General features: G+C 67.8%; 14 protein-coding genes. 4 read left to right on the forward strand and 10 right to left on the reverse strand.

Going from position 1 to position 21,556, the window contains the following annotated elements; all coding sequences use genetic code 11:
- Positions 1-145: 145 nt before the first annotated feature.
- Positions 146-754, reverse strand: a complete 609-nt coding sequence (locus AB0876_RS09300) for a TetR/AcrR family transcriptional regulator (protein ID WP_491839671.1) — start codon at positions 752-754, stop codon at positions 146-148.
- 39 nt (positions 755-793) lie between these two features.
- Between AB0876_RS09300 and AB0876_RS09305 the strand changes: the two genes are divergently transcribed.
- Positions 794-1,243 (forward strand): SRPBCC family protein, encoded by a 450-nt coding sequence (locus AB0876_RS09305; RefSeq protein ID WP_418021164.1) that lies wholly within the window; start codon positions 794-796, stop codon positions 1,241-1,243.
- Positions 1,244-1,319: 76 nt separating this feature from the next.
- Here AB0876_RS09305 and AB0876_RS09310 read toward each other — a convergent pair whose 3' ends face one another.
- From AB0876_RS09310 to AB0876_RS09335, 6 genes are all read right to left on the reverse strand, one after another.
- Positions 1,320-4,520, reverse strand: a complete 3,201-nt coding sequence (locus AB0876_RS09310; protein WP_526041794.1) for an arabinosyltransferase domain-containing protein — start codon at positions 4,518-4,520, stop codon at positions 1,320-1,322.
- Positions 4,517-7,810 (reverse strand): arabinosyltransferase domain-containing protein, encoded by a 3,294-nt coding sequence (locus AB0876_RS09315; protein ID WP_526041795.1) that lies wholly within the window; start codon positions 7,808-7,810, stop codon positions 4,517-4,519. Before AB0876_RS09315 ends, AB0876_RS09310 begins: the two co-directional genes overlap by 4 nt.
- Before the next feature lie 184 nt (positions 7,811-7,994).
- On the reverse strand, positions 7,995-11,273 hold the full coding sequence (locus AB0876_RS09320; protein ID WP_491839674.1) for an arabinosyltransferase domain-containing protein: 3,279 nt from the start codon (positions 11,271-11,273) through the stop codon (positions 7,995-7,997).
- Positions 11,263-13,143 carry a galactan 5-O-arabinofuranosyltransferase gene (locus AB0876_RS09325; RefSeq protein WP_491839675.1) on the reverse strand — a complete coding sequence of 627 codons (1,881 nt, stop codon included), beginning with the start codon at positions 13,141-13,143 and terminating at the stop codon, positions 11,263-11,265. Before AB0876_RS09325 ends, AB0876_RS09320 begins: the two co-directional genes overlap by 11 nt.
- Positions 13,143-13,907 carry a decaprenylphospho-beta-D-erythro-pentofuranosid-2-ulose 2-reductase gene (dprE2, locus tag AB0876_RS09330; RefSeq protein WP_064882760.1) on the reverse strand — a complete coding sequence of 255 codons (765 nt, stop codon included), beginning with the start codon at positions 13,905-13,907 and terminating at the stop codon, positions 13,143-13,145. Before dprE2 ends, AB0876_RS09325 begins: the two co-directional genes overlap by 1 nt.
- Before the next feature lie 92 nt (positions 13,908-13,999).
- Positions 14,000-14,878, reverse strand: a complete 879-nt coding sequence (locus AB0876_RS09335; RefSeq protein WP_491839713.1) for an SDR family oxidoreductase — start codon at positions 14,876-14,878, stop codon at positions 14,000-14,002.
- A gap of 83 nt (positions 14,879-14,961) precedes the next feature.
- On the opposite strand from AB0876_RS09335, the gene AB0876_RS09340 reads away from it, so the two are divergent.
- From AB0876_RS09340 to AB0876_RS09350, 3 genes are all read left to right on the forward strand, one after another.
- Entirely contained in the window at positions 14,962-15,525 is a 564-nt protein-coding gene (locus AB0876_RS09340) for a TetR/AcrR family transcriptional regulator (protein WP_491839676.1), read from the forward strand.
- A 95-nt stretch (positions 15,526-15,620) separates the two neighbouring features.
- Entirely contained in the window at positions 15,621-16,703 is a 1,083-nt protein-coding gene (locus AB0876_RS09345; RefSeq protein WP_491839677.1) for an oxygenase MpaB family protein, read from the forward strand.
- Between the two features lies 1 nt (position 16,704).
- A complete protein-coding gene (locus AB0876_RS09350) occupies positions 16,705-17,331 on the forward strand; it encodes a TetR/AcrR family transcriptional regulator (RefSeq protein ID WP_491839678.1) in 627 nt (208 codons plus the stop codon).
- A 53-nt stretch (positions 17,332-17,384) separates the two neighbouring features.
- Here AB0876_RS09350 and katG read toward each other — a convergent pair whose 3' ends face one another.
- From katG to dprE1, 3 genes are all read right to left on the reverse strand, one after another.
- Positions 17,385-19,586, reverse strand: a complete 2,202-nt coding sequence (gene katG, locus AB0876_RS09355) for a catalase/peroxidase HPI (protein WP_491839679.1) — start codon at positions 19,584-19,586, stop codon at positions 17,385-17,387.
- 33 nt (positions 19,587-19,619) lie between these two features.
- Entirely contained in the window at positions 19,620-20,024 is a 405-nt protein-coding gene (locus AB0876_RS09360) for a Fur family transcriptional regulator (RefSeq protein ID WP_064931554.1), read from the reverse strand.
- A gap of 102 nt (positions 20,025-20,126) precedes the next feature.
- A complete protein-coding gene (dprE1, locus tag AB0876_RS09365) occupies positions 20,127-21,509 on the reverse strand; it encodes a decaprenylphosphoryl-beta-D-ribose oxidase (RefSeq protein WP_491839680.1) in 1,383 nt (460 codons plus the stop codon).
- Positions 21,510-21,556: the final 47 nt, after the last annotated feature.

Below are 21,556 nucleotides of genomic sequence, written 5' to 3' on the forward strand. Positions count from 1 at the left end.
ACCGGTCGGGGTTTGCGACAGGCCGCCGACGCACAACCTTACTCACAAGCGTGTAATTCAAAAATGTGCCGCCTGAAAAGCTGTGATGCTTGGGCTGTCGAAAACTATCCACAAGTTGTCCACAGGACACTCGTGTTCGCTACGGTTAGGCCCGCAGGCCTGCGATGAAGATCTCCAGCAGCCGGCTCACGGTTGCCTCGAAGTCGGTGACCATGGTGTTGCGCCCGGGCGAATGCGGGGTCGCCCACGTCCAGGCGGTGCCGGTGAAGGCGTGGACGGCGGCGGTCAGGGACCGAAGCTGTTCGTCGGACAACGGAAGTGACTGCTGCAGCGCTGCGCCGAGCCGCTGCTGTGCCGCTTCGGCCTGAGCGGTCAGGGCGCGGAAGTCCTGCGGGCCGAGCCGATTGATGAGCACGGGCGAGGCCGCGATGAGATCGCACAGCACCGGGCGATCTGCCAGGGTGCGAGCCAGCGCCGCCGCGGGCGTTGTCCGGCCGAGTTCGTCGGCGAGGGCCTCGATCCAGGTCAGGTGCGCGTCGTACATCACCTGCAGCAGCAGTGCCTCGCGTGACCCGAAGTACCGCAGGATGCCCGATTTCGCGAGTCCGGCTGCTGCGGCCACGTCACCCAATGTCAGTGTTGCCGCGCCGGTTTCCTCGAGGCATCGCCGCGTTGCGGCCAACACGTGGGACGTCCGGTCCTGACGTTGCGCGTCGCTGCGTGCGCGGGTGAACGGCGGAGCGGATTCTGACATTCCGCAATAATAGAACACTGTTCTGTTATTGTCTCGACCGTGTACCGCCACTTCGAATGCGTTGTCCGTCGCCGCACCACGGCGTCGCCGCACGCCCTGTTCGCCATCGTGTCCGACGGATCCCGCTGGTCCGAGTGGGCCGCACCCCTGATCCCCTATTCGGCATGGGAGACGCGGGGCCCGGCCGATGACGGCGGGGTCGGGGCGATCAGGGCCGTGGGCACGCGCAGGAAACCGACCCGCGAGATGACCACCATCCACGAACCCGATCGCCGGCATGGCTACACCATGCTCACCGACGGCCCGATCCGCGACTATCAGGCGCAGGTGACGTTTGACGAGGTGGCCGACGGTACCGAGGTGACCTGGCGGGGACGGTACGAGACCCGTTGGCGGGTGGTCGGACTGGCCTACTGGCTGGTTCTGCGGGTAGTGCTCGGGACGCTGGCCCGCAAGCTGGTGACGGCCGCGGAGCGCGGTACCTCATAGCGCGAGTGGCCAGTTATGACACGGTTTTTCGTCGTACCCGTGTCACAACTGGCCACTCGCCGCCTCTGCCGGAACGTTACGGCTTGATACGGATCCGGCCCGGCTTGTAGAGCCCGGAATGTGTTGCCGTCCCGAGCTCGACCTCGGCGGGTGTCGCGTCGACGATGGTGTCGAACTTGCGCAGCGAGCCCCAGTCGCGGCCCCAGTCCTTGTTCAGGTAGGTGGCCATCACATGCTGGCGCAGCAGCAGGTCACTGATGCCCAGCAGACCGCCGTTGATGCCGTCCTCCCAGGTGTCGGTGTCCTTCATCTTGGCGTTGTAATCCGGGGTGATGCGGAACTTCGGCACCTCGGTGACACCGTTGGCGTGCAGCATCGGCTGCTGGCACGGGAAGGCCAGGCCCACAGCCCAGTCCATCAGCACGGGCTGTTGTGAGCCGATGTACTCCTGCACGGTCTTGACCTCGGGAACGCGGGGCGGGGTGACCGCGATCCAGTCGCCGAGAGACAGCGACTTGTCCTCGGCGATCACCCGGACGAACGTCGCGTCCGCCGGGATCTCGCTGCGGTCGAAGCGCAGGTTGCGCCAGGACGGGATCGGACCGAGGTCGTAGGGCGTCACGCGTCCGGCCGGGACGGCGGCGCCGTCGGGCCCGGACCTTCCGTACTCCAGCTCGACCGCCTGTCCCTCGGTTCGGCCGTTGAAAATGCTGTTGCCGGTGATGGTTCCGGCCGCGGTGACGACCACCAGCGGGTGGGCGGCATCGGGAGCGGGCAGCTGGTACCAGGCGGAGGCCAGCTTGCTCTCCTGCTGGGCCGGGCCTTCGACGTAGCTGCCGGCCAGCGGCACCCGGGCCGGGTCAAGTCCGTAGGGCAGCGGCACGGTCGAGCCGTTGATGCCCGGGGTCTTCAGCTCGGCGGGCGCATTCCAGTCGGCGTCGATGCCCGGCATCGGGACGGTGATCCGAATCGCCTCGGCGACAATGTGGTCCGGAACGCCGTTCGGGGTGAACCCGGTCGGTGCCGTGCCGCCCAGCGGTCCCAGCGGGCCGTAGTCCCCGGGCGCCGGGGTCAGGAACCCGTCGTTGGTGTCGGGTTCGACCAGCACATCGTCGGCAAGGCCGCAGCCGCCGGCGAAGGCCCGCAGGTTCGAGGACGCGTTGGAGTAGGTGCCGTCCTGGCGCACCACGCCGTAGAGCATCGAACCGACGAACACCACGACCATGAACCCGGCCGCGATCGGCACCGGTGCGGTGGTCAGTGCCCGCGCCACCCGGCCCTCGGCAGAGGGTCTCAGGTGCAGCCAGTACGCCCACAGCGCGGCGACGGCGAACAGCGCGAAGAAGATGGCGCTCACGGTGATTCCGCCGATGTTCGGCTTGTCGTTGTTGAACGGCACGCCGTAGCTGGACACGTACCACCAGCCGTTGGTGGTGGCGAAGCACAGCGCAAGCACGAACAGCACCGCCGCGGTGAAGGCCATCCGGTTACGGGCCGAGCGCAGGACCGCAGGCCCGGCCAGCACCGTGACCACCGCTGCCATCGCCGCGCCCACGGCGGCGAACAGGCCGAAGTGGTGCACCCACTTGGTGGGGGTGAACATCAGGCAGAACATCGTCGCGAAGATGATGCCCATCAGTCGCCATACCGGCCCGCGGGCCACACCGGGAACCCGCTTGCGCCGCAACATGATGAACAGCGAGGCGAACAGGCTCAGTGCGGTGATGATGAAACCGAACCGGCGCGACAGCGAGCCGTCGACGGTGGGCAGGATCAGGTAGTAGTAGCGCAGGTTCTCGGTGTACCACTCCTGGCTCGGGCCGATCGCGGTGCGAATCCTGGTGGCCTCCAGCACCGTTGCCAGCGTCTGGTCGGCGAACACCACGGTCAGGATCACCGTGCCCGCGGCGAGCAGCGGCAGCACCAGCGGCCACACGCCCAGCACGCGGCGGCGGCGCACCAGGATGCGCAGCAGCGGACGACCACCGGCGAGCAGTGCGGCGACGGCGATCAGGCCAGTCGGCTGGATGCCGAGGGTGAAGGCTGCGGAGATGATCGCCATGGCGGCCGGCGTGAGCCGTCCGGAGATGATGGCCCGTTCGATCAGCACGTAGGTGATCAGGGCGCCGGTGGCGATCTGGCCCTCGGGGCGCAGGCCGTTGTTGAACGGCATCCAGGCGGCCATCAGTACCAGGCCCGCGGCCCACAGCGCGGGCTTGGAGGCGATCACCGCGGGGCCGAGGCGGGGCAGCACCTCACGGGACAGCAGCAGCCAGCAGACCAGCGCGCAGATCAGGTCGGGCAGCCGCATCCAGATGCTGGCGTCGCTGACATGGGTCATCAGGGCCAGCAGGTTGTAGAACCAGCCGAACGGGTCCTCGGGACTGCCGAACCAGCGGAAGTAGTTCGACATGTAGCCGGCGTGGTCGGCCACCCGCGCCATCTGCAGGATGTAGCCGTCGTCCGACGAGTTCGCGCCGATCACGTGCCAGCTCAGGAACCCGCCGACCACCACCACGTCGACGGCGCTGAAGGTGCGCCAGCGTGACGGGATCAGGTGGTGCATCCGCCGTCCGTCGAGCCGGTCGAGGCGCCACAGCGCCAGCAGCGCCACCACGGTGGCGGCGATGCCGAGCAGGATCGCCACCAGCTTCAGTGCGGTGGGTTTGGAGGTGAACCGGGTGTCGATCGTGGCCGACAACGAAAGACCTTGCGGTGCAGCTCCGCTCAGCTCGGTGAAGACACCGACGATCTGGGGCCGCAGGTTGGGGTCGGCGAAGCCGGTGCGCAGTTCCTTGCCGTCAGTGCCGGTGAGACCGACGAACGTGGCGAAGGTTCCGGCGTCCGACGAGGTGATCTCGATGCGTTCACAGGCAGGCGAGTTCACCTTCTCCCGCACCACACTGGCGATCACCACGTTGCGGTCGGTGATGTCGACGCGCTTGGCGTTGACGTTGACGAACAACGCGTTGAGCGCGGCCTGCCTGCCCTCCTTGGGAGCAGTGCCGAGCACCATCGCACCCTCGGGCGGGACCGAGCGGATCACCTCGCACGGCACCGTCACCGACATGGTGACCGGAGTCTGGGTGATCAGCGGGGCGGTGACGTTACTGAGCTGACCCTGCTGGGGCCAGTTCAGCGTTGCAGTCGTCTGCACCACCGGAAGTAGCGGTGTGGCCACCGCGCACAGGAAGCCGATGAGTCCGGCGATCATCGCGACCCAGCGGGTCAGCTGAACGCCCTTGTCTGCGCTGTGTTCGCGCACCGTGGTGCTCATGGCAGGGCCCGGATCGGTCCGGGCCGGCTGAAGCCGAACACTCGCTGGGTTCCTTGATCGATCGTGGCGACGGGCGCCTGCCCGGCCGGTACCACGGGGTTGTACTTCTCGATCGAGCCCCAGTCCCGGTACCAGTCGTCACGCAGATACGTCGGAATGGTCGACGTGCCCAGCAGCGCCTGGATGAAGAGGAAGGGACCACCCTTTTGGGCGGACTGCCACATGTTCGACGACACCACCACTTGCTTGACGTTGGGAAGGATCCGGTACTCCGGCAGCTCGGCGACACCGAGATGTTCGGAGAACGGGCGCTGGCACGGGAAATTCGCGGCGGTCGCGATGTCCATCAGCACCGGGGTCTGCGCGCCGAGGAACTGCTGCGCGGTCTGCAGGGTCGGCACCCGCGGCGGGGTGAAGCCGAACCACTGGTCTTCGGAGAGGTTGGGATCGTCGGCGACGATCCGGGCCACGTTCGCTTCCGGCGGTGCCCACGCCAGCGGGAAACGCAGGTTGCGCCAGGCATATTGGGCGAACACGTCGATCGGCTGGACGGCGTCGAGCGCCTGGAAGCTGCCGTCGGGGCGGTGCACGCCCCACTGCAGTTTCAGCGACTGCCCGTAGTGGAACTCGTGTTCCTCGTCGTAGTACCAGATGGCGCCGGCGGCGGCGACCGTCACGAGGGGGCGGTCCGCGGTGCGGGGCGGCAGCTGGTACCAGGCCGAGGTGGCCTTGGCGGCGACGGTGTTCTCCTTGTAGCTGCCCATCACCGGAGTCCGGGCCGGGTCGAGGCCGAACGGCAGGTACACCCGGGAGCCGTTGACGCCGACGGGTCCGTAGCCACCACCGGTGCCTGCGGCGTACGCGATGCCGACGTTGGGCTTGTTGGGTGAGCCGTCCGAGTTGACCGTGCCGGGGTTGGCGACCACGGGCTTCGGCGGTTCCAGGGTGTCGCTGATCCCATTGGGGGTGAACCCAACTGGGTTCTCGCCGCCCAGCGGCCCGTACTCGCCGTAGGTCTGGCCTTCCACCGGTTGCAGCATGCCCGCGTTGGTGTCGGCCTCGACGAGTACGTCGTCGGCCATGGCGCAACTGTTGGACGACAACCCCGAGGTCAGCGCCGAGATGTTGGCCTTGGCGGTGGTGTAGACGGGGTAGCGCTGGACGAATCCCTTTGCCATCGAGCCGACTTCGAGCACCACCATGATGGTCGCGACCACCAGCAGCGGTGTCGACGCCAGCACGCGGTTGCGTCGGGTGTCGGCCACCTCGGTGTGCCCGGCGTAGTCGATCCGGAAGTGCAACCAGCCGGCCAGTACCGCGGTGATGATGGCCAGGGCCAGGAAGAGGGTGGTCACCGGGAACCCGGCGATCACGGGCTGGCGGTCGAACCAGGGCACGCCGTAGTTGCCGACGTAGAACCACCCGTTGGTGCCGGAGGTGGCCCACGCCAGGACGAACAGCAGCGCCGTCACGTACAGGGCGAGGTTGCGTCGGCTGTGCAGGCCGACCCGGGCGAAGGCGAACGCCGTCACCGCGCCGAGAGCGGCGGCCAGCCCAGCGAAGGCACCGAACTGCACGGCCCACTTGGTCGGGGTGAAGTGCAGCAGGAGCAGGCCGATCGCGGTGGTGCCGATCAGCCGCCAGACGGGTCCGCTGGCCAGCCCGGGCACCCGGCCCTTGCGCAGCAGGACGGCGATCATGCCGAACAGGCACAGCATCATCGCCAGGACCGCGAACCGCCGCGTCAACGAGCTGTCGACAGAATCTTCGACGGTCAGGAAGTAGTAGCGCAGGAACTCCTGGTACCACGAGATGGTCGGGCCGACGGTGTATTTGATGCGGGCCGATTCGGCGACGCTGGCCAGGGTCTGGTCGCGGAACACCACGACGAAGATCAGTGCGGCCGACCCGGCGAGCGTGGCCAGTGCGGGCAGTGCGATGCGCCGGGCTTTGATGATCCTGACGACGGTGCGGGCGCCGACCAGCAGCGGGGCCAGCGCGATGAGGCCCTGCGGGGCCAGCGTGACGCTGAACGCCGCGACGATGATTGCCAGGCAGGTCGGCCACAGGCGGTGGGTGGCGATCGTGTTCTCGACCAGCGCCCACACCGCGAGCACGCCGAAGGCGATCAGTGGTTCGGGGCGCAGGCCGTTGTTGAACGGCATCCAGGCGGCCAGGAACACCGCGCCGGCGGTCCACACGGTGACGCGGTTGAGCGCGACGCGGCGGCCGAGCCGGGGGAGCACCCAGCGACTCAGCAGCAACCAGGTGCCGATACCGGCCAGGGTGGCGGGCAGCCGCATCCACACTCCGGCCGTGCTGATCGCCGCGAAGTGACCCAGCACGGACTGGTACCAGTCGAACGGGGCCTCGGTGGTGCCGAAGTAGCGGAAATAGTTGGCGGTGTACCCGGCGTCGGCCGACACCCGCGCGATGGTCAGGTTGTAGCCGTCGTCGGAGGAGATGGCGCCGATGACGTGCCACACCAGCAGGCCGCCGATGACGCCGATGTCGGCGATCCAGGTGGCGACCGGGACCTTCACGAACCGGCGCCAGGCGCGACGAAAGCGACTGCTACTGGCCTGAATGTCGCCGCCGGGGCGGCTCCGGCGGTCCAGCACGGCGAGCGCCAGGATCGACGCCACCACGCACACCACTCCGAGCGTCATCACGAGCAGCTTCAGTGCGGTCGGCGTGGTGATGAAGCGGGTGTCGATGTCGACGCGGGCGGACAGTCCCGGCTGCGGCGCCATCTTCAGGTCGGTGAACAGGCCGGCAACCTGAGGCTTCTTCTCCACGGCCGCGGTGCCGGTGGCGCCGGGGATGCCGACGAAGTCCGCGCCCACGCCGCCGAGGTTCGCCCACAGGTGCAGCGCGCTGCAGCCGCCTGCGTTGATGGCGGCCCGGGGCGCGACGGCGGCCACCGAGTCGCGGAACGCCACCACCACGGTCTCGGGGTTGGCTCGCACGAACAGGCCGTTTCGGCTGGCGTCGATGCCGCCCGAGGGGATCGTCGAGAACACCAGGCCGCCCTCGGCGGGCAGTGTCGCGATCGCCGAGCACGGGATGGACACGTCGAGGGACTGCGGGGCACCCGACACCAGCGGGGCCGTCACCGAGGTGACGTTGCCTGCGGCATCGGTGCCCTGCGGCCACTGGATGGTCGCGGTGGTCTGTTTGACGGGCAGCAGCGGCACCAGCGCGCACAGCACCACACCCGCGATGCCCGCGACGATGGCGATCAGGCGTGCGATGCCCACAACACGGTCGGTTGGCTCATCGGAAGGCACGAGGCTCGATGTTATGCGACCCGTATGTGAGGCCCGGTTCTCCGTCGCCCTTTTGGTGAGAGTGTGTGCGAACTTCTAATCAAGCAGCCTCATCGAGACGGTGCCTGCGCGGCGGATCACTGTTCGGTGTGGTGACTGCGATCCGCCGCGTAGTGCCCGACATCTGGCCCCTGCCGCGCTCGTCCTAGCTGTGCCTCAGCGGCGCCGGGCTCCACAATCCACTGCGGATCGCGGTGCCCAGGTCCAGGCGGGCCGTTGTGGCGTCCGGGTACCAGGGGGTGAGCCGTTGCAGCGAGCCCCAGTCCCGGAACCAGTCGTCCTTGAGATACGTCGGCACGCTCGACGGCCGCAGCAGCAGTTCGGAGATGCCCAACGGGCCGCCGCCCAGGTAGTCCATCACCGGCGAGTTGGCCTCGGCACCGAAGCGGTCCGGCAGGATCCGCCACTTGGGCACCTCGGTGACGCCGTACTGATGACCGAACGGGCGCTGGCACGGGAATGCCAGACCCACCAGCCAGTCGAGCAGCACCGGGTCCTCTGAGCCGACCACGTCCTGCAGGCTGCGCAGTTCCGGGATCCGCGGCGGGGTCACCGCGATCCAGTGTTGCGGGGCCAGGTCGTCGTCGGAGGCGACCAGGCGGATCTGGGTGGCCTCGTGTGGGATCGCCGCCATCGGGGCGCGCAGATTGCGCCAGGCCGGCGCGGCGCCCACGTCGGCGAATCCGACACCGCCGCCGGGCTTGTTCTCGGCGGCCTGGGCATCGGTGGCCCACTGCACCACGACCTCACCCGGATCGAAGCGGCCCGCGGCCGAGACGACCAGCAGCGGTCCGGCCTTGTCCCGGTCGGGAAGCCGGTACCAGGCCGAGCGCATGATCGCAGGCTGCTGGGTGCCGGCCCGCCAGCTTCCGAGCACCGGGGTGGTGGCGGGGTCGAGTCCGTAGGGCAACCGGGCCCGGGATCCGTTGACCCCGGCCGCGGCGGTGGTCCCGCCTTCGGTGCCGACCTCGCTGCCCGTCACGGTGCCCGAGTCGGTGTCGGCAAAGTTGCCCGCACCGGGCTGTTCCATCACCGGGTCGGCCGAGACGTCCGAAGGGATGCCGTTGGGACCGAATCCCTGCGCGGTGACCGCGCCGAGCGCCTGCCCCGGCGGCTCGCTGATCGGTGCCAGCAGGCCGGTGTTCGCGTTCTCCTCGACCATTACGTCGTTGGCCAGTCCGCAGGTCTTGCCGGTGAGCGCCTCGAGGTTGGAGCGCCCGACCGACCAGGCCGGGTACTGCTCGGTCATCGCCAGGGTCAGCGAGACCACCTCGAACATCACCAGCACCCAGGCGGCGATCGCCAGCGGCGATTGCACGATCCGTTGCCAGCGGCGCTGCGGCTCGTCCGGGGACTGGTCGCGGTCGGTGAAGTGGAACCAGGCCGCCAGCAGAAGGGCCAGCACCGACAGGCCCAGCAGCATCGTGGTGAATCCGAAGTGCCACTCGGGGAATGAGTTCGACCACGGCACTCCGAAGTTGGATACGTACCACCAGCCGTTGACGGTCGCGAACGACAGCGCCATCACGAACAGCACGAGTGCGGCGAACATCGACCGGTTGCGCCGGGACTTCATCGCTGCGGCGGTCACCGCGACTGCGGCCAGCGCGCCGAGCGATCCGGCCAGCCCGGCGAACACGCCGAAGTGGTGGGTCCACTTGGTCGGGGTGAACATCATCGCGAGGAACGAGATGATCGTGATGCCGATGATGCGTCGGCTCGGACCGGCGGCGGTGCCGGGGATGCGGCCCTTGCGCAGCGTCATCGCCACCGACACGGCCAGCGCCACCAGCAGCGTCAGCACCGCGAAGCGCCGCGCCACCGAACCGTCCGGGCTCGAGGTGAACAACCGCGAGTAGCGGATGTGCTCGTCGAACCACGCCAGGCTGGGGCCGACGGCGGATTTGAAGGTGCTGGCCTGCAGCTCGCCGGCCAGGGTCTGGTCGCGGAAGATCAAGATGATCGTCACGGTGCAGGCGGCCAGGATGGGGGCCAGCAGCGGCAGGTGCCCAAAGCGTGAGGTATGCCGGGCCACAATCGTTTTCAGCGGTCCCACGGCGACCAGCAGGGCGCCGACGGCAGCGATGCCGGTGGGCCCGGAGAACAGTGTCAGCGCGCCGATGATGATCGCGATCGCCACCGGCAACATGCGGTTGGTGGCCACCCCGCGCTCCACCGAACACCAGGTCAGCAGGATGCCGAGGGCGATGATCGGTTCGGGGCGCAGGCCGTTGTTGAGCGGCAGCCAGAACGCCAGGAACATGCCTGCGGCGGTCCAGGCCGCGGCGCGGTTGGTCTTGACGGCACGGCCCAGGCGGGGGAGCACCTCGCGGCTGATCACCCACCAGCAGGCGAGTGCCATCACGAGCGTGGGCAGCCGCATCCAGACGCTGTTGGTGGAGACGTGGGCCCACAACGCCAGCAGGTCGTAGTACCAGCCGAACGGGGCCTCGGGAGTGCCGAACCAGCGGTAGTAGTTGGCCATGTAGCCGGCGTGTTCGGACACCCGGGCCATGGTCAGGATGTAGCCGTCGTCCGATGTGTTCGCTCCGACGAAGTGCCACCACACGAGGACCGCGGTGACCAGTCCGTCAAGCGGCGTCATCGACCACCAGCGGGGCGGGAGGAAGCGCCGGTGCCGGACGCCGTCGGCGGTGTCGAGACGGTGCAGGGCGCCCAGCGCGATGACGGTCATCGCCACCCCGATGATCATCGCCAGCATCTTGAGCAGCGTCGGGGCGCTGCTGTAGCGCGAGTCGATGGTGGCCGAGAACTTCAGGCCCTCGGGCGCCGGCCCGGACAGGTCGGTGAAGACGCCGACGATCTGCGGACGGAAGTCGTAGCCGCCGCGCTCACCACGCAGAGGTGCGGTCGGGTCGTCGGCGGTTTCGCTGGCGTCGCCCTGTGTCAGCCCGACGAATTCACCCGTCACCTTGTCGGCGTGCGCGGTGAACGTCAGCGACTGGCAGGCCGGGCTGAGCACCGCGGCCAGCGGCGCGCTGACCACTGGGGTGTTGCGCACGATGACCAGCAGGTCGTTGTTGACCCGCTCGATCAACAACCCGCGGTCGATTGCCTTCGGGGCCTGCTTGGGCACGGTGGACAGAAGGACGGTGCGGCCGCGATTCTCCGGTCCGGCCAGTCCGGCGGCGGCCTGGCACGGCACGGTGATGGTCAGGTCGGTGGCGACATACCCGATCAGCGGCGCGTTGATGCTCTGCCAGGTGCCGTTCTGCGGCCAGTTCAACTGGGCGGTGGTCTGCTTGACCGGAAGCAGCGGTGTTGCCACCGCCATCAATACGCCGAGCAAACCGGCGACGATCGCGATGAGCCGCACCGTCCGGTGATTGCTGCCGGCGGTTCCCTGCGGTCCCGTCACGGGCTCTGATGCTATCGGCGTATCTGCGCCGGAACTAATGGCCATCGGGGGTTGGCTTTCTGATCGCCAGGACAAATGGGCCGATGTCGGTCACCTCGAAACGTGGATCTTTGAACAGGGCCGCGTCGAGCGCCACGTGGTAGCGGCGCACGTTCGGCTGATTGGGGTAGACGTCGGAGGCCAGGCGCAGCGTGTAGGTGTCGTTCGCGCCGTGGCGCATGAGGAACACGGTGGGCGCCTTCCACGGCATCTCGTCGAGCGCCTTCACGAACTGGTCGGCGTTGCCCATCGTGGCCCAGCCCTCGATGGCCTTGGCGCGCTTGTCGAATTCGGCCAGCGGGTTCGCGTAGTGCGACGTCAGGCCCTGGAACCCGTAGTAGGGGTAGAACGACAGGAAGCTGTAGTCGGCGGTCAGCACCACGGTCTGGTTGCGCGGCACCCCGGTGACCTCGGCGATCTTGGCGTCGATCTCGCGGTAGTACCGTTCGGCTCCCGGTGCCCGGCGGTCGGCCCGCAGTCCGGTGCCGTCGGTGTCGGTGTAGGCCACGTTGATGTCGGGGCGCAGCACATCGGGGATGTCCTGGCTGAAGGTGACGGCGCCGATCGCGCCGACGGCAGTGGCTGCGGCGACCACCCGCCGCGCGGTTTCCGGCTGATACCGCCTGGAGATGGCTTGCGTCGCTTCGATGAACCCGAATGCTCCTGCGGTGGTGAGCAGGACGGTCAGAGCGGGCTGAAGCCGGAAGGACAGCAGGGTGGTGCCGGCCAGGGTGGTCAGCATCGACAGCAGCGACCAGGCGTAGACGGCGAGCACCGCGATGGCCAGGGCTCCGGCCCGGGTCGAACTGCGGGCGCGGACCACCAGCCACAATGTGCCGAGCATGCACAGCGCGCCGAGCAAGGTGAAGCTCAGCATGGGGAATGTCAGCTGGGCGCCGGCGTCGGGCAGGTAGTGCTGGGCGGTGCCCTTCTCGGCGGGGGTTCCGCGCAGCGACGCCAGTAGGTACGGGGCCCAGGTGAGCAGGGCGATGGCTCCGGAGATCACGGCGACAACCGTGAGGCGCAGCAATGGGTCGATGCTGCGGCGGGCGACGGCCAGCACCAACGCCATCAGGGCCAGAGTGAACGCGCAGTAGGCCAGCAGCAGCGTGTAGAAGAGGGCGGCGAAGCCGAGGAAGATCCCGACGCCGATGACGGCGGCCCAGCCCCCGTTGCGGGTCTTACCCCGGAGCCCCGACCAGGCCAGCACGAACACCGGCGGCAGCAGCACGGTGATGATCGCGGCGTAGGGCTCGGTCGAGGAGTAGGCCAGCGTCGCCGCGCTGCTCGCGGTGGTGACGATGAGCGCGTATTCGAAGCGAATCATGGCTGCCCACAACACGAATGCCAGGGCGACGGCGATGGTGATCGAAACGATCGACCACGGCTTGAACATCTCCCAGGCCGGGGTGTCGGTGGCCGCGGCGATGCGTCCGCCCATCCAGAACCAGCCGGCCGGGTAGTAGGGCGGCAGCCCGAAGTAGGTCATGTCGTGCAGGCCGGGAGTATCGGCCAGCCGGGTCAGGTATTCGGTGCGGAACTGCTGGTCGACCGAGACCCCGAACAGGTACAGCTTGGTGGCGCCCAGCGGCATCGCCAGGGTGACCACCGAGAACGCCGACAGGAAGATCAGGCCGACCAGTCGGGCCAAGGTGCGCCGGCCGCGCCGCCAGATCAGGCCGGCGGCGAAGATTCCGGCCAGCGCGCCGACCTGGCCCACCGTGGTGAGTGCGTGCAGTTGGTTGGACGTGTTGTAGGCCGGCCATTGGACCTGGGCGATCGCCGCGATCGACACCCCGGCCACCGCCGAGGCGAGCATCAGGGCGATCACCATGTGTCCGGCCACCCTGGCCGGACCGGCCACTCCGGCCGACATTAGATGGGGAGCTTGCGGAAGATGGAGCGCGGGATGTGCCGCAAAACCATCATCACGTAGCGGAACGCGCCCGGCGCCCAGACCAGCTCCTTGCCCTTGGCCGACGCGGTGACGGCCAGTTCGGCGACGTATTCCTTGTCGACGGTCAGCGGGGCTTCCTTGACGTGGGCGCTCATCCGGGTGCGGACCTGCCCGGGCCGGATCACCAGCACCCGCGGGCCGTATTCCCGCAGCGCCTCGCCGAGGCCGAGGTAGAACCCGTCGAGCCCGGCTTTGGTGGAGCCGTAGACGAAGTTGGAGCGACGCACCCGCTCGCCGGCGGCCGAGCTCATCGCGATGATCTGGCCGTAGCCCTGGGCCCGCATCTTCTCGCCGACCAGGACACCGACCGAAACGGCTGCGGTGTAGTTGATCTCGGCGATCTGCACGGCCTTGCGCTGGTTCTGCCACAACTCCTCGGCATCACCGAGCAGACCGAACGCGACGATCGCGACATCAACGTCACCCGAGGCGAACGCCTTGTCGATCACGTCGGGGTGACTGGCGGTGTCTACGGCGTCGAAGTCGATGACCTCGACCGCGCTGGCGCCCGCTTTGCGCAGCTGGGCGACCGCGTCGTCGCGGCCCGGATCACCGGGCAGGGCGGCCAACACGATGCGGGCCGACGCGTCGCGCAGATAGCGCTCACAGATCGCCAGCCCGATCTCTGAAGTGCCGCCGAGCAGCAGAATCGTCTGGGGGTTACCTACGGCGTCGAACACCATCTAGCGCAGCTCCAAGCCTCGTGGGACATCGTGACGAGGGTACCGTGCGTCCCGTCCCGCGAGGTCGAACGTCCAGGCCAGGCCATGGGGGCTCAGAAGTAGTGGCCGAGCGCGAGGTCGGCGAGCAGTCCGATCTCGGTCGGCGTCCAACCGAACCGGTCCCTGGTGTGCACGCTCGATGCGGGGACATCGAGCGAGAAGATCGTGCCGATCCATCCGAAGTGCTCCGTCGCGGCGTCCGGGGCGATGCCCGTGACGGGCAGTTGCAGTTGCCTGCCGATGACGCCGGCGATGTCGCGGACCGGCATGCCCTCCTCGGCGACCGCGTGAAGTCGCGAGCCGGCGGGCGCCGATTCGACGGCCAGCCGGAACAGTCGCGCAGCGTCGAGCCGGTGCACGGCCGGCCAGCGGTTGGAGCCGTCACCGGGGTAGCCCGATTCACCGCGTGCCCGGGCGATCTCGATGAGCTGCGGGACGAATCCGTGATCGCCCGGCCCGTGTACCGAGGGTGGCAGCCGCACCACCGACGAGCGCACGCCGCGGTCGGCGAACGCCAATGCCGTCGCCTCGGAGACCCGCGGTAACCCGGGCGTCGCCGCGTCGTCCTCGGTGGAGACCTCCCCAAACCGGATGCCGGTGGTGCCGGACGCCACGACCAGTGGGCGGTCCGACCCGGTGAGTGTCTCGCCGAGTGTCTCGATCGCGCGGCGGTCGATCTCGCTCGCGGCGGCGAACTCGTTGAAGTCGTGCACGAAGGCCAGGTGGATGACGCCGTCGGCGTCCTGTGCGCCTGACCGGAGGCTGTCCAGGTCGTCGAGGTCGCCGCGGTGGACTTCGGCCCCGGCGGTTCGCAGCGCTGCTGCCGACGCGTCGGAGCGGGCCAGGCCGAGGACCTGATGCCCGGCCCCGATGAGCTCGGGTACGACGGCCGAGCCGATGAAGCCGGATGCGCCGGTGACGAATATCCGCATGGGAACCTCCGCAGTGATGTCAGTTGCTGTCATCGCCGACGATACGCATGATGTCAGCAACTGTCATCACATAGAATCTCGGGATGGCACGATGGGAACCCAATGCCCGTGGCCGGCTGGAAGGGGCTGCGCTCGAGCTCTTCGGGGAGCAGGGCTTCGAGCAGACCGCCGTCGCCGAGATCGCAGAGCGGGCCGGGCTTACCGAGCGCACCTACTTCCGTCATTTCGCCGACAAGCGCGAGGTGCTGTTCTGGGGTGAGCACCTGCTGGGCGACACCCTGGTGGGTGCGATCGCGGACGCGCCGGAGTCGGCCTCCGCGCTGGACATGGTCAGGGCGGGGCTCGCGGCGGTGACGGCGATCTTCGTCGAACGGCGGGACCACGCCCGCCGGCGGCAGGCTGTCATCGACGCCAACCCGGGCTTACAGGAGCGCGAGCTCGCCAAGCTCGCCGCGCTGGCTGCCGCCACTGCCGAGGCCCTGCGCGCCCGTGGCGTTGCCGAGCCCGCTGCGAGCCTTGCCGCGCAGGCCGGCATCGCGGTATTCAAAGTGGCCTTCGCGCAATGGATCTCGGCCTCCGACGGTGCCGATCTGGCTGATCTGATCGACGCGGCGTTCGCCGAGCTCAAGGCCGTCACCGCGCTCTGACCTCTGAGCCGGGTCGATCTCCGTCGGAAAATTCGGGCGCAGGGTCTTGACCGCATTTCCTACACGTCGTAGCTTTTTTCTACACCGTGTAGGAAATGGGGGAGATCATGACGATCCGTGACTGGCTGACACTGCCCGACACAGAACCGGGCGAGGACTACGGATTCTTCGGTCCCGATTCGGTGACCTGGAAGGTGTGGAGTTATCCCACCTCGCTGTCCATCGGGTTCCAGCGAGCCGTCGTCATCGAGGAACTCGACCCAGCCCTGGTCGCGGCGGTCGACAAGACCCATGAGATCTACGCGCGGCCCCGCACCCGCTATGACCGGACCCTGCGGTACTTCGCGATGGTGGCGTTCGACGACAGTCGATCCACGACGAAGGCCGCCGACGTCCTGGTCAAGATCCACTCCAAGGCCATCGGCACCGACCCCGTCACCGGAAAGACGTATGACGCCAACGATCCCGGTTCGCAGTTGTGGATCCACCTGACCGCCTGGCATTCCATCCTGGTGGCCTACGAGAAGTACGGCCCCGGCCCGCTGTCGCCCGAGGAGGAGTTGCAGTACTGGCGGGAATGCGCGATCGCCGCCGAACTGCAGACCTGCGATCCCTCCGACGTTCCCCTGACCCGCGATGGCATCCGCGAGTACTTCGAGCAGATGCGGCCCCAGCTGATCGGCTCGGACATCGCCCGCCAGGCCATGCATCACCTGCTCGGTGCCGAGGTGATGTTGCCCAGGATGCCGCTGCTGCTGCGCCCCGGCACCACGGTCATCACCGCCTTCCTGCGCCGCGGCACCCTGGCGACGATGCCGCGCTGGATGCGGGAAATGGCCGGGCTCAGCACTTCCCGAGTTCTCGACGCGCTGGCCGTGCTGCCGCTGCGGATCGGGTTCCGGGTGATCGCGATGAGTACCCGGCTCGAGCTGATCCTGCTGCGACTGCTCTCGCCGGCGACCCTGCCCATCGGTGCCCGGGTACTGCTGTCCGTCCCGCCGAAGGATCCCGTGACGACGACGCCGCGAGAGGCCCAACGCCGCTTCGGTTACGACGCACCGAGCCAGGCCCACTTCGCGCTTCGCGACAGGCAGGCCGTCCGGGTGTTCGGCGAGGGCCGCGCGCCGAGTGACGAGGGAATCGTGGAATCACAGCCGATCCTTGGCACCATCGGTTGACATGGAAGATGCCGCACTGGCCAGCCGGGGCCGCGCTGAACACCTGGGCCCGGACCGCCGCCGGCCGCAGGTGCTCGACACCGCGTTGGACATCGCCGCGCACCAGGGTCTGGCCGACGTGACGATGGGGACGATCGCGCGATGTCTGGGCGTCACCCGGCCGGTGGTCTACGCCTGCTACCCCGGCCGCGGGGAAGTGCTTGCGGCACTGCTGGACCGGGAAACCGATGCGGTGCTTGCGAGCCTGCTCGAACTGTTGCCACCCGAGCGCACCGGATCCATCGAGCAACTGTTTGTCGATGGGTTCCACGCACTGCACAGCACGGTCCGTGAGCGCCCGGCCTCGTGGCGCATCATCTTCGCGGCCGATCCGGATCCGGTGCTGACCGCGGCGATCGTTGCCGGCCGGGAGCGGATCCGGGGGCAGCTCGCCACGGCGATGCGCCCACTGCTGCAACGGTGGCAGGTCGCCGACGTCGATGTCACGCTGCCCATGCTGGTCGAGGTGTTCCTGGCGATCTGTGAGGCGGCGGTCCGGAAGATGCTCGCCGACGATGGCGATGCCGAGTTGGTGGCCGAGACGTTCGGTAAGGCGGCCTATCGGGCGATGCGGGCAAAAGGCCAGTGAGACAACAACACCCCGCGAGCCGGAGCCCGCGGGGTGTTGAGTTACTGATCAGATCAGACGTCGAACCGGTCGGCGTTCATCACCTTGTTCCAGGCAGCGACGAAGTCCTTGACGAACTTCTCCTTGGAATCGTCCTCGGCGTAGACCTCGGCGAGCGCCCGCAGCTGCGAGTTCGAGCCGAACAGCAGGTCGACCCGGCTGGCGGTCCACTTCGGCGAGCCGCTGGCGCGGTCGGTGCCGACGTAGGTGCCGTCATCGGCCGGAGCCGGTGCCCACTTGATGCCCATGTCGGTGAGGTTGACGAAGTAGTCGTTGGTCAGCTGACCCTTCTTGTCCGTCAGGACACCGACATCCGAGCCACCGTGGTTGGCGCCCAGCACGCGCAGGCCGCCGATCAGCACTGTCAGCTCCGGACCCGACAGGCCGAGCAGGTTGGCCCGGTCGATCAGGCGGTACTCGGCAGGCAGGCTGTCACCCTTGGCCACGAAGTTGCGGAAGCCATCGCCCTTGGGCTCCAGGTAGGCGAACGAGTCGACGTCCGTCTGCTCCTGGGTGGCATCGCCGCGACCCGAGGTGAACGGCACCGCGACGTCGAAACCGGCGTCCTTGATTGCCTTTTCGAGGCCGACGACACCGCCGAGAACCACCAGATCGGCGAACGACACCCCGGTGTCAGACGCCTGCTGGATCTCCTCGAGCTTGGCGATCACCGGGGCCAGCTCCTCGGTCTCGTTGACCTCCCAGCCCAGCTGCGGCTGCAGCCGGATCCGGCCGCCGTTCGCGCCGCCACGCATGTCGCTGGAGCGGTACGAGGCCGCCGCCTTCCACGCGGTGTCGACCAGCTGCTGGGTGGTCAGACCCGAATCCGCGATCGCCGCCTTGAGAGTGGCGACGTCGGCATCGGACAGCTGCTTACCGGCCGGAATGATGTCCTGCCAGAGCCAGGTCTGCTTGGGCACCAGCGGACCGAGGTAGCGGGTCACCGGACCCATGTCGCGGTGGATCAGCTTGAACCAGGCCTTGGCGTACTCCTCGGCCAGCTCCTCGGGGTGATCCAGCCAGCGGCGGGTGATCTCGCCGTAGATCGGGTCGAACCGCATCGACAGGTCGGTGGTCAGCATCGACGGGTGGGTCTTGCCGGTGCCCTGCGCCATCGGCACCGAGTTGGCCCAGCCGCCGTCCTTGGGCTTCCACTGGTTGGCGCCCGCGGGGCTCTTGGTCAGCTCCCACTCGTTGCTGTAGAGGATCTCCAGGAAGCTGTTGTCCCACTTGGTGGGGGTGTGCGTCCAGGTGACCTCGATGCCGCTGCTGACGGTGTCGTTGCCGAGGCCGGGATTGGCCCAGCCCAGGCCCATCTGCTCCAGCGGTGCAGCCTCGGGCTCGACACCGTTCTCGATGTCGGTGGCACCGTGGGTCTTGCCGAAGGTGTGGCCACCGACGATCAGCGCCGCGGTCTCGATGTCGTTCATCGCCATGCGGCCGAACGTCTCGCGGATGTCGATGGCGGCGGCCAGGTAATCCGGATTGCCTTCGGGCCCTTCGGGGTTGACGTAGATCAGACCCATGTGGCTGGCGCCCAGCGGGTTCTCCAGCTTGGTGCGGTCACCGTCGGCGCCGGCGTAGCGTTCCTGCGACCCCAGCCACTCGTGCTCGGCGCCCCAGTAGATGTCCTCCTCGGGCTCCCAGAAGTCCGGGCGGCCGAAGGCGAAGCCCGCGGTCTTGAAGCCCATGTGCTCCATCGCCCGGTTGCCGGCGTAGACGATCAGGTCGGACCACGAGATCTGCTTGCCGTACTTCTTCTTCAGCGGCCACAGCAGGCGGCGGGCCTTGTCCAGGCTGACGTTGTCGGGCCAGCTGTTCAGCGGGGCGAAGCGCTGCATGCCGCGTCCGCCGCCACCGCGGCCGTCCTCGACGCGGTAGGTGCCCGCGGCGTGCCAGGACATCCGGACGAACAGGGGGCCGTAGTGACCGAAGTCGGCGGGCCACCAGTCCTGCGAATTGGTCAGCAGCTCATCGAAGTCGCGCTGGAAGGCCTCGACATCGAGAGACTTGACGGCCTCGCGGTAGTCGTAGCCCTCGTCCGACGGGTCGATGGCGGGGGGATTCTTCTGAAGGATCTTCAGATTGACCGCGTTGGGCCACCAGTCGCGGTTGCTGCCGCCCTCGACGGGGGGCTTGATGACCATCGGACAGCCGCTTTCGGCGGGTTCCGTCTGTGCTTCACCAATCGGGGGGTGAGTTTCGGCGTCGGCCATGACAAATCCTTTCCGGGGCTGGCGGGTTAAGGGTTATCTAGTTGGGGCAGTGGAACATTCGGGGCAAGTACCCCAATAGATGACCTCGGCTTCATCGATCTCGAAACCGTGGTCATGTGACGCGGTCAGGCATGGGGCAGACCCGGCCGCGCAGTCCACGTCGGCGATTGCGCCACACGATCGGCACACGACGTGGTGGTGGTTGTCGCCGATACGTGATTCGTATCGGGCGACCGAACCGGATGGTTGGATGCGCCGTACCAGGGCTGCTGCGGTCAGCGCATGCAACGAGTCATACACGGCCTGGTGGGAGACCTCGGGCAGGTCTTCACGCACCGACCGGATGATCGTTTCCGTATCGGCGTGCGGATGTGCATGGACTGCATGCAGCACCGCCACTCGGGGGCGGGTCACACGCATGTCGGCACTTCTCAGCATCTGCTGGAAGTCCGCGGTTGTCGCCACGGGACCGAGTCTGGCCCGTTTTCTGGAATTAGTCAAGAATAAAATTCTCGCCAATCCGAGGTGAACGGTGAGGAGCTAGACGAGCTCCAGCCGGCGTGCCATGTCCGAGACGAACAAGCCGTCGGGATCGACCTTGCGTCGCACCGCCAGCCACTCTTCGATGCGCGGGTACATGGCGTGGAACGTCTTGGCCGTGGTCCGTGAGTCCTTGGCGGTGTAGAGCCGGCCGCCGAATTCCATTACGCGGCGGTCGAGTTCGGTGAGGAACTCACTGAGGCCTGCCTTGATCTGGAAGTCGACGCAGACGTTCCACCCAGGGATCGGGAAGCTCAGAGGCGCCTGGTTGCCCGGGCCGAACAGCTTGAACACATTGAGGAACGAGTAGTGCCCGGACCGCTGGATGTCGATCATGATGCGCTTGAACTCGTCGACGGCCTCGGTGGGCACCACGAACTGATACTGGGTGAATCCGCTCGAACCGTACGCGCGGTTCCATTCACCGACCATGTCCAGCGGGTGGTAGAACTGCGTCAGGTTCTGCGCCTTACCCCGGTAGGTCTTGCCCAACCGGTACCACGCCTCGGTCATCGCACCGAAGATGAGCTTGTTGCCCAGGCCGTTGGGGAAGATGTCCGGCGCAGTGAAGTACTGCGGCGCATCGAATTTCAGCGGATCGCGCTGCAGGTTGGCAGGCAGTTGGTCGAGTTTCGCCAGCGAGCCGCGGGAGATCACGGCGCGGCCCAGCTTGGGCGGGGCGCTCATCGCATCGAACCAGGCCGACGAGTAGGTGTAGTTGTCCTCGGTGCCGTCGCTGTGGAACTCGATGGTCTCGTCGAGGCCGTGGGTCACATCGCCGTCGGCGATGAAATACGCGGTCTCCGTGGGGGTCATCTCGATCGTGGCCCGCAGGACGATGCCGGTCAGGCCGTTACCGCCGACCGTCGCCCAGAACAGCTCGGCTTCGGGGCCGTCCGGGGTGAGCTTGCGGATCTCGCCACTCGCGGTCAGCAGATCGATCGAGCGCACGTGGTTGCCGAAGCTGCCTGCGCTGTGGTGATTCTTGCCGTGGATGTCACAGCCGATGGCGCCGCCGATGGTGACCTGCCGGGTACCCGGCAGCACCGGAACCCACAGACCGTGGGGCAGTGCGGCGCGCATCAATTGGTCGAGGTTCACCCCGCCGTCCACGTCGACCAGCCGGGAACCGGCGTCGATCGAGTGGATCTGGTTCAGCGCGGACATGTCGATGACGAGCCCGCCACCGTTCTGCGCGTTGTCGCCGTACGAACGGCCCAGGCCGCGGGCGATCACGCCCCGGCCCTTCTCCTCGGCGGCCCTGGTCACGGCCTTGACAATGACCTCGGGATCGCTGGTAGAGAGCACCTGTGCCACGGTCGGTGCGGTCCGGCCCCAGCCTGTCAGGCGCTTGGGAGTGGTCGGCAAGTCAGTAGTCGACATCGCAGAGAAGCGTACCCGGCAGTAGTCACGGACCGGCCGGACTGAAC

This window comes from Mycobacterium sp. NPDC049093, assembly GCF_040704635.1.
Lineage (GTDB): Bacteria > Actinomycetota > Actinomycetes > Mycobacteriales > Mycobacteriaceae > Mycobacterium.